Genomic DNA, 16,183 nt, shown 5'->3' on the forward strand with positions numbered 1-16,183 from the left:
GCTTTGTCAAAAAATATTTTTCGGGGGGAAACTAATGAAGAAATCAGCATTTTGGCTGCTATCACTTCTGCTGGTCATGTCTGTATTCCTGGCAGCATGTTCTGGCGGCGGAGAGAAAGCCAGCACTGAAAAGGAACCAAAGGATGATGGGAAAGCATCAGGAGAAGCTCAAGAGGGTGGAACAGTAACATTCGGTTATACTCAGCCATTTAAAGGTGTTTTATCTTATGCTTATTACGAGGGTGAAGATGATGCTAATGCCCTTCAGTTTATGCATGAAGGTTTGCTCAAAGTAAATGATGAGCTTATATCTGAACCGAATCTGGCAGATTATGAGTTATCTGAAGACAAGACGAAATTAACTTTCAAGCTTAAGCAAGGAGTTAAATGGCATGATGGTGAAGAATTAACTGCAGAAGATATGGAATTTGCATGGTATTTAATTGCTGATCCAACTTATGAAGGTGCACGTTTTGCTAACGTAGCAATGATCAAAGGTGCTCAAGAATATAAAGACGGAAAAGCTGAGACAATTGAAGGTATCAAGGTAATTGACGATTATACAATTGAAGTGACAGTAACTGAGCCTTCTGTTAACTTATTGGAGAATATTTGGGTTTATCCTGAGCCAAAGCACCATTATGGGGATATTTCTTCTAAAGAGCTTCCGGACTCCGATCAAATCCGTAAAACACCAATCGGTGTAGGTCCTTTTAAAGTGAAAAACATCGTACCTGGTGAAATGATTGAATTTGAGCGTTTTGATGATTACTGGCAAGGACCAGCTAAATTGGATGGTGTAGTTTACAAAATTATTGATGGTTCTCTTGCGCAAGGTTTAGTGCAGAACGGAGAAATCGATGTTATTGAAGCTCCAAAGGATCAGTGGGAAGCTATTAAAGCTCTTGACAATGTAAATCCAGTAGAAGCAGATGCCATGTCTTACAGCTATATCGCTTTTGACTGGGGTCATTATGACACTAAAAAAGGTGTAGTAGTTTCTGATAACAAGAAGTTCCAGAACAAATCCCTTCGCCATGCAATGGCACATGCAATTGACCGTCAGGCATTTATCGATGGCTTTGCAAACGGATTAGGAAAACCATTAAACACTCCTTTCCCATCAGTATCTTGGGCAAAAATTGATGATTCAGAAATCAATCAATATGAGTATGATCCAGAGAAAGCAAAGAAATTACTTGACGAAGCAGGCTATGTAGATAAAGACGGCGACGGCTTCCGTGAAGATCCAGAAGGCAAGCCATTTACAATTAATTTTGATGCAATGGCAGGCGCTGAAACTTCAGAAGCACGTGCTCAATTCATCCTTCAATCCTGGCAGGAAGTTGGCTTAAATGCTAAGCTAAACGGCGGTTCATTAAAAGATTTCAACTTATTCTATGACACTATTGAAGCAGATGACCCATCTGTTGAAACATTCATGGGTGCTTGGGGACTTGCTAATGATCCAGATCCAGCTGGAATCTGGTTATCTACTGACAAGTGGAACATGTGGAGATGGTACAGTGAAAAGTCTGATGAGCTAATCAAGAAAGGGATAACTTTCCCTGAAGATGCTAGTAAAGATGTAACTGAACACCGTCAGGAAGTCTACAACGAATGGCAGAAGCTTGTTAACGAAGAATTGCCGATCATTTTCTTCGAACAGCGTGTAGATCCATGGGCGATCAACAAGCGTGTTGGCGGAGTGAAAGTAACTCCATTCGGAACTGATGAGTTCCACAAGTGGCACATTGTAGAGTAATAGGATAAAAGGAACCTGTATTCCTTGGGGGATTTGTTCTCCAAGGAATACAAGTTTAACCAGCGAATAAATTTTTGTTTGGTAAGGGGAATGGAAATGCTACAGTACACAATTCGACGACTCATAGGTATGATTCCAATAATTTTCCTTATCTCAGTAGTGGTTTTCACCCTCGCAAAGCTTATGCCTGGTGATGCGCTATCTGGAAAAATTGACCCATTAAACTCAGATCCGGAGTATATTGAAGAAATGCGTGAGCAGATGGGATTGAATGATCCTATTCCTGTGCAGTATGTCCGCTGGATGAGTGGTGTGGTCCAAGGAGATTTTGGAGATTCATTTGTTCATAAGCGCCCGGTTATGGAATTAATTGGTGACCGTTTGCCGAACACGATCATTTTAGGAATATCAGCTCTTTTAATCACTTATTTATTAGCTTTTTTAATGGGAAGATACTCTGGGCGATTTGCCTATAGCATGGGAGATTATTTAATATCAGCATTTAACTATCTAGCACTTGCAATTCCCAGCTTTGTTGCAGCTTTGGTTGCCATTTATGTTTTTGCCATCAATCTTGGATGGGTTCCAGCCAGTGGAAGTATCGGCAGCGGGGTAGAAGCGGGCACACTGGAATATTACTTAAGTAAAGCAAAACATACAGTATTGCCGGCTATTGTCCTGGGAGCCATGGCTACAGCCGCTTACACACAGTTCTTGAGAAATGATATGATCGAAAGCTCTCGCAAGGATTATGTTCGTACAGCAAGAGCTAAAGGTACGAAAGAATCTGCGATTTATAATAAGCACATTCTAAGAAACTCAATCATACCTATTGTTACATTACTTGGATTCGATATTGCCAATCTTTTTGGAGGGGCAATTATCACAGAAACCATTTTCACATACCCTGGCATCGGTTATTTATTCGTAGAATCAGTTAATGCACGTGATTATTCTGTCATGATGGCTATTGCCATGATGCTGACTATCTTGACCCTGATTGGAAATTTAGTTGCAGATTTACTATATGGTCTAGTAGATCCGCGTATTCGTTTAAGTTAGGTAGGTGGGAGTATGGAACCATCAATATCACAGCAAACTTCGCCTGGTTTAACAGAACCTGTTAAACCTCCGAAGAGTCAATCACCATGGGCTCTCGCCCGCCGCAAGTTTTTGCGCAACAAAGCAGCAATGATCAGTCTGGTATTCCTGCTGCTGGTCTGTGCAATGTCCATATTGGCTGAGCCGCTGACTATGCCAGTTGAGGAGACAGCTAAGATCAATTTAACACAAATGAGCAAAGAACCATCTGCTGATCACTACTTTGGCACTGACAAGTCAGGCAGAGACGTTTTTGCCAGAACTCTGCACGGCGGCAAGACTTCACTCTTGCTTGCATTCTCTATCACGCTAGCTGTTATTACTATTGGTACTCTTGTTGGTGCTACTGCGGGGTATTTTGGCGGCTGGGTCGACAATGCCCTAATGAGATTCACAGACTTTATGATGAACTTCCCATTCCTGCTATTTGTTATCGTATTAAAATCAATTTTTATCGAATCAAGTACAGGAACTCTAATATTCGTAATAAGTGTACTCAGCTGGACAGGAACTGCCCGTCTTGTGCGAAGCAAGGTCATGGCTGAGAAGGAAAATGAATATATTATGAGTGCAGTTTCTATCGGATGCTCTGCACCAAAGACCATTTTTAAACATTTGCTGCCGAACGTAATGTCAACCATTATTGTTCAGGCGACCATTACACTGGCAGCGATGATTGTAGCTGAGACGGGCCTAAGCTTCCTGGGATTCGGTGTTCCGATCAACATACCTACTTGGGGGAATATGCTTCAGGAAGCAAGAAGTCCGGATGTTTTAACCAGTAAGTGGTGGATATGGATTCCGCCAGCTGCGGTTTTAACATTTACAATCCTATCAATTAACTTCATTGGAGAAGGCTTAAAAGATGCCTTCAATCCTAAATCTAACAGATAGTTAAGAAACGCCTATATCAGGCGTTTTTTTGTTGTTTTCAGGCCAATAGCTTGTACATATCCGAACAGATTCCTTCATATACATGTAAAAAAAGACTGGGAGTGAGTTTATGGCAGCATTAAGACCTTTTGGGACTCACGCATATAGGAAAGAAAATGTTATTTAGGGCATTTTGGCTTTTAACCGGATTTGGGATTTCTGTTTCAGGAGGAGTCAGTGTAATAGGGTATTTAAATTTGCTTACAACTGGGCATACCTTCAAAGAATATCTCAATTTTATTATCTCACGTCCAGAATGTTATTTGCTTCCGATCGGAATCGTTATTATAACTGTTAGCATATATTTTCCTTATTCAAATTTGAATGAATAAAGAGAAGGTATTTATTCAGCAATGTCATTTTGAAATTTATTACAAAAAATGGATTACGAGAGCAATATAGGAATAAATTTACTGCCTACTGCCCATACTGAGTGACAAATAGTTTGTTGAAGTGGGGGTTGAAAAATGTTGTATCTTCATGATGTTTGGGTGAATTGGTTTGAAGGAGAAGAGAATGGATACAATGTATGCCATTTTCATGAATGGAGAAAAGATGATGGCGTAGAACTGCTTGATCAGGTTCCGCTGTTAAAGATTGACCCGGTTCTTTTTAATTATATTGAAAATGATCTTTCCGAGCTGCCACAACAACTGCTAGATGATATTTATCAAAAAGCTTACTTAAGGAAAAATCATGAACGCATTCAATTGGAGTATTGTTTTGTTGTTTCAGATGGGACAGGCATATTGGCAGTAGATACGATCGGCTACAATATTCCTATCAGAAAAAGCAGACTTATCCCGCGTCAGGAGCAGCTGGCATATGAAATGCTTGAAAATCAGGAAACGGCAACATACTCATTTAATGATCAAACAGCATTAAAGGAATTTCATATCCTTTCTCCATCTCCGGATTTGATGGCAGGCCTGACGAGAAAAGAAAGACAGCTTAAGCAGCTGCTGTTTATGGCGCTGGATCAGCTTCATTCATCCAAAAATGATGCTGAGATCCGTTATTGGTATACGGAGTGGAGCCCGGAACGCTATTCGAAAATACAGTCAATGAACTTTGAAGAAGCATGGTATGAACTTTACGATGAAAGTAAATACGGCTGGTCAGGTAAACACGAGAAGTTTTGTGAAAATTTAATAAAAGGACAGCCGTTTTTTGAGAAGTTGTGGGAAATGGAGCATGGCCCAAAAGTGAATTAAAAAAAATAAAAAACAGCCAAAAGGCTGTTTTTTATTTTCTCTTACGGCCGAGTCCCATTGCACTTTCCATTTTTTTAACCATTTTGTATGCAGACTTATTGGCTTTTTCAGCTCCCTGATCAAGTACAAGATCAAGTTCTTCCGATTCCATTAGCGCATAATATTTATCCTGAATAGGCTTAATTGCTCCAACAACAACATCTGACAGACCGGCTTTAAAATCTCCATATCCTTTGCCCTCGTATGCTTTTTCGATTTCCGCAACAGTTTTCCCTGAAAGAATTGAGTAAATGGAAAGGAGATTGGATACGCCAGGTTTGTTTTCCTTATCATATTTAACAATGCCTTCAGAATCTGTTACAGCACTTTTTATTTTCTTTTCAATTTGTTTTGGATCATCTAATAATGATATAAATGACTTTTTATTAGGATCAGACTTGCTCATTTTCTTTAATGGATCCTGAAGAGACATAACCCTCGCGCCTTCTTTGGCGATTCTTACATCAGGAATGGTGAAGATGTTGTTGTACTTCTTATTGAATCTTTCTGCAAGATCACGAGTTAATTCCAGGTGCTGCTTTTGATCCTCTCCAACTGGAACCAAGTCGGTGTTGTATAGAAGGATATCGGCAGCCATCAAAGGAGGATAGGTCAGCAGTCCTGCAGATACGGCATCTTTACCTTCTGATTTGTCTTTGAATTGGGTCATGCGTTCGAGCTCACCGATGTAAGCAACACATTGCATCATCCAACCTGCCTGGGCATGGGCTGGTACTTCCGACTGAATGAATAGGGTGGATTTCTCAGGATCAATTCCAACAGCCAAATATAGGGCAGCCAGGCTTCGGATGTTTTTTCTTAATTCCAGTCTGTCCTGGGGAACTGTTATTGCGTGCTGGTCAACAATGCAAAAATAGCAGTTGTAGTCATTCTGCAGTTCAACAAATTGCTTCATGGCACCGATGTAATTCCCAAGGGTAATTGTGCCGCTGGGCTGGATGCCGGAAAATATAGTTTTCATGTTTTTCCTCCTTTAATCGGCTTAAAAGATCATGAATTGACAGGCGGTGAGGAGAAATTTTTGTGCTTTAAGCATAAAAAAGAACCATTCATCCCTATAAAATAGGGACGAATGGTCCGCGTTGCCACCCTAATTACTCAAATACTGAGTCACTCTGCCCTATGCAGAATAATGCATAGGTCCCCGATAACGCAGGGAAGCGCCTGAAAATCCAGAAGCTCAAAAGTCCATTCGATTTACCGGGCTGCCTGTTTGCACCTTCCACAGACTCTCTGTTAACCCTCAGTAAATGTACTACTCTTTTTTCATTGCCGACTAGATAATTAATTTTTATTTGTATTATATAATAAGTTAAACTATACGGATACAAAAATCAAGTTAATAAAAGGTAAAATGAATGTATCGATAGCCTCTATTTCAAGGCTGTATTTGACAATAAATGGGTGATGATTCCTATTAAAATAGCAAATAAACATAAAAAGAAAAATTTTTTTAAAATCTCAAAAATCTTAATTTATAAGACTTTTTGACGAAAAATGTCATACTCGATTGGATTGCATGTACAAAAAGCCACTTGCAATAAGTTTTTAAACTATTTATAATAAACGTAACAAACATAATCTTTACGATTTTGTTACATTTAAAACAAAACTATATCACTCCAGATAGCGAGAGTATGGTGCATATTGAGTAAGTTTATAGCTTACATCTTATAGATTACTCCTTTTAATCTGAATTATCAGAATATAGGGATAATCTATCTTTAAGAGAATATAAACTTGCTTTTTTTGTTGCCTTCTAAATAGTCTGCAAATTTTTTAAATTTAATTAACAGACTATTTGAGCAATATATCTGGGGCGCACAGTTGTGTTTTTTGTGAAAGACAAGCGTAAGGATATTGTTTGAGGAAATTAAATAGGGGGTTAATACCGTGAACAAAAGATTATCGATCTTTTTTAGCATGCTGCTTGTGCTAAGCATGTTCCTTGCTGCATGCAGCGGCGGCGGAGACAATGCTGACGGCGGCGAAAAAGGCGGAGACGACGGCGGAAAGTCTGATGTACCGCAGGAGTTAAGAGTAAACATCAACACTGAACCACCATCATTGAATCCAGGACTAGCAGAAGATTCAACTTCTGGAACTGTACTTCGTAATGTGTTAGAAGGTCTTACTCGCATTAATCAAGATGGTAAGCCTGAAAAAGCAATGGCAGACGACATCAAAGTTTCTGAAGACGGAAAAACTTATACATTCACAATTCGCGATGCGAACTGGTCAAATGGCGATCCTGTAATCGCTAAAGACTTTGAATATGCTTGGAAATGGGCATTAGATCCTGCAAACAACTCAACTTATGCATACCAGCTTTACTACCTTGAAGGCGCTGAAGCATTCAATACAGGCAAAGGTGAAAAGGATGCGGTTGGTGTTAAAGCTATCGATGAGAAAACTTTAGAAGTTAAATTAGTAAATCCGACACCATATTTTGAAGAATTGACTGCTTTCTATACTTATCTGCCAGTTAACAGCAAGATTGCTGAAGCTAACCCAGAATGGGCAACTGACGCTGGTGAAAATTTCACTACTAACGGTCCTTTCCATTTAGTTGAATGGGCTCACAGTGACAAGATCGTTCTTGAGAAGAGCGAGACATACTGGGATGCTGAAACAGTTAAGCTGGACAGCATTGAAATGATCATGATCAATGATCCTAATACTGAATTATCTATGTTTGACAACGGAGAACTAGATTGGGCTGGAGCTCCAACAGGTGCTCTTCCAACTGACGCTATGCAGGCACTTAAAGACGAAGGCCGCTTAGTTACTCAGCCAATCGCAGGTATTTACAATTACAAGTTTAATACAACTGCAGAACCATTTAATAATGTCAATATCCGTAAGGCATTTGCACATGCTATCAACCGTCAGGAGCTTATTGATAACATCCTTCAGGGTGAACAGCTTCCTGCAATGGCAATTGTTCCACCTTCAATGTTTGAAGAAAACGAAAAGGGTTATTTCTCTGATAACGATGTAGAAAAGGCTAAAGAATATTTACAAAAAGGTCTTGAAGAGCTTGGCTATAAAGATGCTTCTGAACTTCCAGCTGTAACTCTTTCTTACAATACTTCTGAGGCACACCAAAAGATTGCACAGGCAATCCAGGATATGTGGAAACAGAACCTAGGTGTTGAAGTAACACTAGATAATGCAGAGTGGAATGTATTCCTTGATAATGTAAACCAAATGGATTACCAAGTAGCACGTATGGGCTGGTTGGGTGACTTTAACGATGCAATCAACTTCTTAGAAATGTACCGTGACGCTGATGGCGGTAACAACAATACTGGATGGGAAAGCAAAGAGTTCCAGGATCTGCTTGCTAAATCTGCAACAGAAACTGACCCTGAAGCTCGCCAGCAGTTATTGAAGGATGCTGAAGCAGTCTTCATGGAAGATATGCCAGTTGCTCCAATCTATTTCTATACTAACAACTGGGTACAGGCTGAGAACCTTAAAGATGTTGCAGTATCCGGTCTTGGTGATGTCCAATATAAGTGGGCACACTTCGAATAAACATAGCTAAACTTTATGAAAGGTATATGGGATGCTCAATCCCATATACCTTCGTTTCTGATTAAGGCATTGTAATAAATTGGAGGTGTTTGACAATGGCGAAATATATTGGAAAACGCTTGGTGTACATGCTTCTGTCTCTTTGGATGATTGTTACAGCAACGTTTTTCTTCATGCGCATTGCACCCGGAAACCCTTTTGCATCTGAGAAAAAACTTCCTCCCGAAATTGAAGCAAACCTGAATGCCCACTTTGGGCTGGACAAGCCATGGTATGCACAGTATTGGGAGTATCTGGTTCGAATTGCCAATTGGGATTTTGGACCATCGTTCAAATATAAAAGCCAAACTGTAAACGACCTGATTAATGAAGGTTTCCCTGTTTCATTTCTTCTCGGAATGGAAGCCATTTTTATCGCCGTTGCAGTAGGAGTTCTATTAGGAATCATTGCGGCATTAAAACACAATAGGTGGCCGGATTACACTGCGATGATTGTAGCTGTATTAGGTATCTCTGTACCTTCCTTTATCATGGCATCATTCCTGCAATATTTCCTTGCAATAAAAATGGGTATTTTCCCTGTAGCACGATGGGAATCATTTATGCACAGCGTTCTTCCAGCCGTTGCACTGGCATCCACACCGATGGCTTTTATAGCCCGGTTAACTCGTTCCAGCATGCTTGAAGTTCTGGCGAATGATTATATTAAGACTGCTAAATCAAAAGGTTTAAGCAGGGGAGTAATTACAGTAAAACATACGATCCGTAATGCACTATTACCTGTTGTAACATATATGGGGCCTTTAACCGCAGGTATTTTAACCGGAAGTTTCGTTATTGAACGAATCTTCGGTATTCCTGGACTTGGTGCACACTTTGTAACAAGTATCAACAATCGTGATTATACGGTAATTATGGGTGTAACAGTTTTCTACAGTATTCTGTTGCTTGTATCTATTCTCCTTGTTGACATTGCATACGGAATCATCGACCCACGCATCAAACTTGCTGGCGGGAAGAAAGGAGAGTAATTATGCAGATTTCGAAGGATAAGTTCAAGTTAGTCGGAACACAGCTTGGTGAAGCTGAAAAAATTTCAAAACCAAGTCTTTCTTTTTGGAAAGATGTATTTATTCGATTTCGAAAAAACAAGCTTGCCCTGTTTGGATTAGTATTATTAGGACTGCTAATCTTCATGGCAATCTTTGGACCATATATGACTCCATATGATTATGCATCAAATGATCTGAGCAACAAAAACCAGCCGCCTTCTTCTGAACATTGGTTTGGTACAGATGATCTTGGCCGTGATGTATTTGCCCGTACATGGGAAGGGGCACGAATTTCTATCTTCATTGGAGTTGCTGCAGCTGTAATTGATTTAATTATTGGTGTATTTTGGGGCGGTATTGCCGGTTATAAGGGCGGACGCACTGACGAGGGTATGATGCGCTTTGCCGATATTTTATATGGTGTACCTTACTTATTATTAGTAATCCTGTTAATGGTTGTGCTTGGACAGGGATTGTCTACTATGATCATTGCAATGTCCATTACAGGATGGATCAATATGTCCCGTATTGTCCGCGGACAGGTGTTATCTCTTAAAAATCAGGAATATGTCCTGGCAGCCAAAACGCTTGGTGCAAATACAAACAGAATTATGGGCAAACACTTAATTCCAAATTCAATGGGACCTATTTTAGTCACAATGACGCTAACGATCCCTTCTGCTATTTTTACTGAAGCATTCTTAAGCTTTATTGGACTTGGATTAACACCGCCTATAGCGAGCTGGGGAACAATGGCCAATGATGGATTGCCGGCTATGCGTTACTACCCATGGCGCTTATTCTTCCCTGCTACGTTTATCTGTTTAACGATTTTTGCTTTTAACGTAGTTGGAGATGGCTTGCGTGATGCTCTGGATCCAAGAATGCGTAAATAAAGGAGTGAGAACATGGAAAAATTACTTGAAGTAAAAAATTTAGAAGTCTCATTCCAAACATATGGAGGTACAGTAAAAGCAGTCCGGGGAGTCAGCTTTGACCTTCATAAGGGAGAGACGCTTGCGATTGTTGGTGAATCAGGTTCAGGCAAAAGTGTTACTTCCCAGTCTATTATGAAGTTAATACCTATGCCGCCAGGCCGAATTTCAGGCGGGCAGATCCTGTTGAACGGTGATGACATCGTACCAAAAACAGAAAAACAAATGGAAAAAATTCGCGGTAAGGAAATCAGTATGATATTCCAGGATCCGATGACGTCATTGAATCCAACGATGAGAGTTGGAAATCAGATCATGGAAGTGCTGATTAAACATCAAAATATGACGAAGACTGATGGCAAAAACAGAGCAGTTGAATTACTGAGACTTGTTGGTATACCGATGCCTGAGAAAAGAGTTAATCAATATCCTCATGAATTCTCCGGCGGTATGAGACAGCGTGCAATGATTGCGATTGCTCTTGCAGCCAATCCAAAGCTGCTTATCGCTGATGAGCCGACAACAGCTCTTGACGTTACTATTCAGGCGCAAATCCTGGAGCTTATGAAAGATCTTCAAAATAAAATGGATACATCCATTATCTTTATCACGCACGACCTGGGTGTTGTTGCAAATGTTGCGGACCGTGTAGCTGTAATGTATGCTGGCCAGATTGTTGAGATGGGCACTGTGGATGAAATTTTCTATGACCCGCGTCACCCTTATACATGGGGACTGCTTGCATCAATGCCAAGCTTAGAAAATGATGATAAAGCTGAATTAGCTGCGATACCTGGAACACCTCCGGATCTGACAAATCCTCCAAAGGGAGATGCATTTGCAGCCAGAAATCAATATGCACTTGCAATTGACTTTGAAGAAGAACCGCCGATGTTCCAGATTTCAGAAACACATTTTGCAAAAACATGGCTTCTTCACCCGGATGCTCCAAAGGTTGAGCCGCCGGAAGCAGTAAAAAGACGTATGCGCCAATTATCCTCCACATTTGAAAATCCTGTATTAGTCAAGGAGGGAAAATAATAATGGCAGAAAAGTTGCTCCAAATTAAAAATTTAAAACAGCATTTTAATGTAGGCCGTCCCAATATGGTAAAAGCAGTTGATGGGATAACTTTTGATATTTATAAGGGAGAGACCCTTGGACTTGTAGGTGAATCTGGCTGCGGTAAATCAACTACTGGACGAACCATTATCAGATTATACGATGCAACAGATGGTCAAGTTCTTTTTGAAGGTGAAGATGTTCACGGCAAAAAGTCAGCCAAAGAACTAAAAAAGTTTAACCGGAAAATGCAAATGATTTTCCAGGATCCTTACGCTTCCTTAAATCCGCGTATGACAGTAGCCGATATCATTGCGGAAGGCATCGATATCCACGGGTTGGCAAAGAGCAAAAAGGAACGTATGGAGAGGGTTTATGAGCTATTGGAAACAGTTGGTTTGAACAAAGAGCATGCTAACCGCTACCCTCATGAATTCTCTGGAGGACAGAGACAGCGTATCGGGATTGCCCGCGCGCTTGCGGTTGACCCTGATTTCATTATTGCCGATGAACCAATTTCTGCATTGGACGTTTCCATCCAGGCTCAGGTAGTAAACCTTATGAAAAAACTGCAGCGTGAAAAAGGATTGACATATCTGTTTATCGCTCATGACTTATCGATGGTTAAGTACATCAGTGATCGTATTGGTGTAATGTATTTCGGTAAACTGGTAGAGCTTGCGCCAGCAGAAGATTTATATGCAAACCCAATGCATCCTTACACTCAATCACTGCTGTCAGCTATTCCGCTTCCGGATCCAGAAACGGAACGTTCCCGCAGAAGGAAATCATATGATACAGCAGTTCACAATTACGCTGAGAATGAAAAGCTGGAAATGCGTGAAATTACTCCGGGACATTTTGTTTACTGTTCTGAAAAAGAGTATAACGAATTAAAAGCTCAATATGCCAAATAACAAAAAACGATCTCAACTGAGATCGTTTTTTACATCTTGGAAAAGTAAGTGTTTGCTAAACTTATGTTAATCCTTTTTTATCGTAAAAGGAGTTACCAAGATGTAAATTGCTCAGTCATATATGTAGATAGGAGAAATATCTCTTTAACACGTTTATTCGCTAACGTAAGCTTTAGTATATAATACAACATTTTCTAGAATATTACTATTAGAATTTTCGATTATTTATATTTTTCCGTCAATTCATTTAATTAAGCAGCATTTTAATATTTTTTAAATATTATTGGTTTAAAGAATACTTATAAAGATAATTTAGTATATAGATAGTCTTAATTCATTGAAATATTTTATAATGGGTAACAGCAAGCAGAACTTTAATAAAGGAGGCATCACACATTTGAAAAAGTCAGTACATTTGACTGCTGCCTTAATGTTAGTATCAGGTCTATTCATTTCTGCCCAGCCGGGGCAGGCAAAAGAACAGGAACACCAGGAACCAGGCCGAAACCCACAAAGGGAACATGTTTCGCTTGTAAAGGCACTTCCAGAAAAAATAAGCCGTTTCCAATTTGATTCCGGCTATCATTTTCAATATCCTGATGCTGTAAGGGGGATATATGTCACCGGACATTCTGCAGGCGGCGCAAAGTTTAATAACTTGGTAAAATTAATGGAAGGTACCGATTTGAATGCGATGGTAATCGATATTAAGGACGATTGGGGAAATCTTACTTATATTCCCGAAGACAGCTCACCATATAAAGAGATTGGAAAACCTTACATAAAGGATACAAAAAAAGTCATGAAAGTCATGGAAGAAAAGCAAATTTATCCGATTGCCCGGGTAGTTGTTTTCAAAGATTCGGTCCTTGCAAATAAAAAGCCGGAATGGTCTTATAGAGAAGGAAATACAGTATGGAAGAATGGCAGAGGTGAATCATTTGTAAATCCATTTTTAAAAGAAGTTTGGGATTACAATGTTGGAATTGCAATTGAAGCTGCAAAAATGGGATTTCAGGAAATTCAATTTGATTATGTCCGGTTTCCTGAAGGATTTGAACACCGCGACAGCTCTTTGAAATACAGTATGGGTGAATATGAAAATCTTAAGATTGAAAATGTTCAAAAGCGTGTAAGCGCGGTCACAGACTTTGTTGAGTATGCAAGGAAGCAGCTTGAGCCATATAGAGTAAAGGTATCGGTTGATATTTTTGGTTACACGGCTACTCTTCCTGAAGCTCCGGGAATTGGTCAGAATTTTTCTAAAATCTCAGAACATGTAGATGTAATTTCTTCTATGATTTATCCAAGCCACTGGACTTCCTATTTCGGAATTGCCAAACCTGATCTTGAACCTTATAAGCTGGTTTCTGAATATGCAAAACTTGAGAATGGGAAGTTGCAAGAGTTGGATAGTCCACCTGTCTCAAGACCGTGGCTTCAGGATTTTACTGCTTCCTATTTAGGAGCCGGAAATTATAAGAAGTATGGAAGGGCCGAGGTTGAAGCTCAAATAAAGGCACTGAACGAACAGGGAATTAATGAATTCCTTTTATGGAATGCTGGTAATTCGTATACACCAAAAGTGGATTATACACCATAAAAGCCAGAAAGAGGCCGATTATTTTGGCCTCCTTCTGGCTTTGTTTATCAATTAATTAAGTTACATATCATTTGACACCAATCTTGAATACGGTATCATAGTATAGAGGCATAGGTTACTGCTTTTTCTTTCCGCCTACGCTTTTCCATCCAGTCTGCACCCTTGCAGATTGATCCACGAATTCGGATTTATTTTTACCGCCAAATACCTTTTCTCCAATACCATTAGTTAGTACACCTAATAAGGCAGTAAATCCAATTATGAGCAGCGCAACAAGTGTTAAATCAGTTATGTAACCAACCATGATAAACCTCCATCTTTCTTTTCACAGTTTCCTGTGATTAATGTATAAACATCCCTAATATTATTTTATTCGAAACTTTCCAGTATTAAAAGGGGTAATTCCACAAATACTTTATCTGATTGGAAATAGTATATAAGGCTAAACTTAGAAGTGAGTGGAAAGGAAAGCTGGGAGCTTATCATGCTGGAATAAATATTCATGCTCTAGAGACGGTTTATCGTTTTTGAGCAAAAAAAGGAGAAGATCCATGCATTGGTATGAAAAACTGAATCAATATTTTCCAATTGAAGAAATGAAATCCAGAGAACACATGGAAACCTTATTAAAGGAACGGTCAGACATTTATCATAAAGATGAAGGTCCACACCATGTTCTTATGTATGTGGAACTGGATAACTTTGTATTTATTGATTACCTGTTTGTTTCGAAGGAATCCAGAGGACAGGGACTTGGCCATAAATTACTTCAAAAGCTGAAGGCCAAAGGTAAGCCGATCATTTTGGAAGTTGAACCGGTTGATTATGAAGAGACGGATACAGAAAAGCGCCTTCGGTTCTATAAAAGAGAAGGGTTTGAGCACGCACAATCAATTGGATACAGCCGCCGGTCTCTTGCCACCAATGAAATCAATTCAATGGAAATTCTATATTGGTCACCTGAGAATGAAAGTGAAGAAATGATTTATGAAGCCATGAAGAAAACATATGAAATGATCCACACATACAGAGATGCACATTTCTATGGGAAGTCCTATCAGCCTGTAGAAGAGGTCCTGACCTTTGAGGAAAATAAAAATGGGACGGATGTTTTGGAGGATCTTTAAGAATTGGGAAAACACAGCCTTTTTTGTAAATGGCTGTGTTTTCATTTTCATTTATTAATTGAGAAAATATTATTATCTATTTAAGGTTTAATCAAAATTCATTAGGGTAAATATAGAGTAATTTAGTATAAATAAAATAATTTAATACATAAAATTCCCTTGAGCTAAAAGCTTAAGAAACTTTATGGAAGAAATTATAGCAAAAAATATATAAAAAAATGAAACTTTTTGCTTGTTCATTCGTCTTATTAAGTAGATTCTAATTCTTAATCCATTTGTTTAATAAATGTTTAATACTTTTATCATATTTATAAAAAGTTATACCAAATAGATATTGTTTGGTGTATAATAAATAATATAAATTCCTTGATTAAAGTAATTTTAATCTAGAAGTCTCTAGAAATATTTAATTAAACAAATCTAAATCTCAGATTGTTTCATATATGTCTAATTTAAGGAGTGTGAATTTGTAAAATGGTCACATTATACACTTCACCAAGTTGTACATCTTGCAGGAAAGCTAAATCATGGTTAGAAGAACATGAGATTGCCTATAAAGAAAGAAATATCTTCTCAGAGCCGCTATCTATTGATGAAATTAAAGAAATTCTGCGCATGACTGAAGATGGAACCGATGAAATTATTTCTACTCGATCAAAGACATTTCAAAAGCTTGATGTAAACCTTGAATCAATGCCTCTCCAAGACTTATTTGAGCTGATCAAGGAAAACCCTGGGCTGCTTCGCCGTCCGATCATTCTTGATGAAAAACGTTTGCAGGTTGGATATAATGAAGACGAAATAAGACGTTTCCTTCCGAGAAAAGTTCGCACCTACCAGTTGCGTGAAGCACAGCGCATGGTTAATTAACACC

The 16,183-nt window shown here is 39.1% G+C and carries 14 protein-coding genes and 1 other annotated feature; of the genes, 12 read left to right on the forward strand and 2 right to left on the reverse strand.

The window, feature by feature from the left end; genetic code table 11:
* Nucleotides 1–34 precede the first annotated feature (34 nt).
* The 4 genes from opp4A to ACR42H_RS07530 all read left to right on the forward strand — a co-directional run bounded on the left by opp4A (nucleotide 35) and on the right by ACR42H_RS07530 (nucleotide 5,013).
* Nucleotides 35–1,765: an oligopeptide ABC transporter substrate-binding protein gene (gene opp4A, locus ACR42H_RS07515; RefSeq protein WP_113883343.1), complete on the forward strand. Its 1,731-nt coding sequence runs from the start codon at nucleotides 35–37 to the stop codon at nucleotides 1,763–1,765.
* Nucleotides 1,766–1,861: 96 nt separating this feature from the next.
* The gene (gene opp4B / locus ACR42H_RS07520; protein WP_113883342.1) at nucleotides 1,862–2,827 is read left to right on the forward strand and encodes an oligopeptide ABC transporter permease; all 966 of its coding nucleotides are present in this window, start codon (nucleotides 1,862–1,864) and stop codon (nucleotides 2,825–2,827) included.
* A gap of 12 nt (nucleotides 2,828–2,839) precedes the next feature.
* Nucleotides 2,840–3,760 carry an oligopeptide ABC transporter permease gene (gene opp4C / locus ACR42H_RS07525; RefSeq protein ID WP_113883341.1) on the forward strand — a complete coding sequence of 307 codons (921 nt, stop codon included), beginning with the start codon at nucleotides 2,840–2,842 and terminating at the stop codon, nucleotides 3,758–3,760.
* A gap of 506 nt (nucleotides 3,761–4,266) precedes the next feature.
* Complete coding sequence (locus ACR42H_RS07530; RefSeq protein WP_113883339.1) at nucleotides 4,267–5,013, forward strand: YjbA family protein; 747 nt, start codon at nucleotides 4,267–4,269, stop codon at nucleotides 5,011–5,013.
* Between the two features lie 31 nt (nucleotides 5,014–5,044).
* Here ACR42H_RS07530 and trpS read toward each other — a convergent pair whose 3' ends face one another.
* Complete coding sequence (gene trpS, locus ACR42H_RS07535) at nucleotides 5,045–6,034, reverse strand: tryptophan--tRNA ligase (protein ID WP_113883338.1); 990 nt, start codon at nucleotides 6,032–6,034, stop codon at nucleotides 5,045–5,047.
* A 100-nt stretch (nucleotides 6,035–6,134) separates the two neighbouring features.
* Nucleotides 6,135–6,352, reverse strand: a binding site (T-box leader).
* Between the two features lie 614 nt (nucleotides 6,353–6,966).
* Here trpS and ACR42H_RS07540 point away from each other — a divergent pair.
* From ACR42H_RS07540 to ACR42H_RS07565, 6 genes are all read left to right on the forward strand, one after another.
* Nucleotides 6,967–8,613: a peptide ABC transporter substrate-binding protein gene (locus ACR42H_RS07540; protein WP_113883337.1), complete on the forward strand. Its 1,647-nt coding sequence runs from the start codon at nucleotides 6,967–6,969 to the stop codon at nucleotides 8,611–8,613.
* Between the two features lie 95 nt (nucleotides 8,614–8,708).
* Nucleotides 8,709–9,644 (forward strand): ABC transporter permease, encoded by a 936-nt coding sequence (locus tag ACR42H_RS07545; protein ID WP_113883336.1) that lies wholly within the window; start codon nucleotides 8,709–8,711, stop codon nucleotides 9,642–9,644.
* Nucleotides 9,644–10,561: an ABC transporter permease gene (locus tag ACR42H_RS07550; protein WP_395858188.1), complete on the forward strand. Its 918-nt coding sequence runs from the start codon at nucleotides 9,644–9,646 to the stop codon at nucleotides 10,559–10,561. The genes ACR42H_RS07545 and ACR42H_RS07550 overlap by 1 nt, the downstream gene beginning before the upstream one ends.
* Before the next feature lie 12 nt (nucleotides 10,562–10,573).
* Nucleotides 10,574–11,641: an ABC transporter ATP-binding protein gene (locus ACR42H_RS07555; protein ID WP_113883334.1), complete on the forward strand. Its 1,068-nt coding sequence runs from the start codon at nucleotides 10,574–10,576 to the stop codon at nucleotides 11,639–11,641.
* A 2-nt stretch (nucleotides 11,642–11,643) separates the two neighbouring features.
* Nucleotides 11,644–12,579 (forward strand): ABC transporter ATP-binding protein, encoded by a 936-nt coding sequence (locus ACR42H_RS07560; protein ID WP_113883333.1) that lies wholly within the window; start codon nucleotides 11,644–11,646, stop codon nucleotides 12,577–12,579.
* Between the two features lie 397 nt (nucleotides 12,580–12,976).
* A complete protein-coding gene (locus ACR42H_RS07565) occupies nucleotides 12,977–14,182 on the forward strand; it encodes a putative glycoside hydrolase (RefSeq protein WP_436375357.1) in 1,206 nt (401 codons plus the stop codon).
* A gap of 115 nt (nucleotides 14,183–14,297) precedes the next feature.
* Here ACR42H_RS07565 and ACR42H_RS07570 read toward each other — a convergent pair whose 3' ends face one another.
* Nucleotides 14,298–14,486 (reverse strand): hypothetical protein, encoded by a 189-nt coding sequence (locus ACR42H_RS07570; RefSeq protein WP_113883331.1) that lies wholly within the window; start codon nucleotides 14,484–14,486, stop codon nucleotides 14,298–14,300.
* Between the two features lie 247 nt (nucleotides 14,487–14,733).
* On the opposite strand from ACR42H_RS07570, the gene ACR42H_RS07575 reads away from it, so the two are divergent.
* Entirely contained in the window at nucleotides 14,734–15,309 is a 576-nt protein-coding gene (locus tag ACR42H_RS07575; protein WP_113883330.1) for a GNAT family N-acetyltransferase, read from the forward strand.
* A gap of 474 nt (nucleotides 15,310–15,783) precedes the next feature.
* A complete protein-coding gene (spxA, locus tag ACR42H_RS07580; RefSeq protein ID WP_009331204.1) occupies nucleotides 15,784–16,179 on the forward strand; it encodes a transcriptional regulator SpxA in 396 nt (131 codons plus the stop codon).
* The last annotated feature ends 4 nt before the right edge of the window (nucleotides 16,180–16,183 follow it).

Origin of the sequence: Cytobacillus sp. BC1816 (assembly GCF_051353635.1) — a bacterium.
Classification (GTDB): Bacteria; Bacillota; Bacilli; order Bacillales; family Cytobacillaceae; genus Cytobacillus; species Cytobacillus oceanisediminis_C.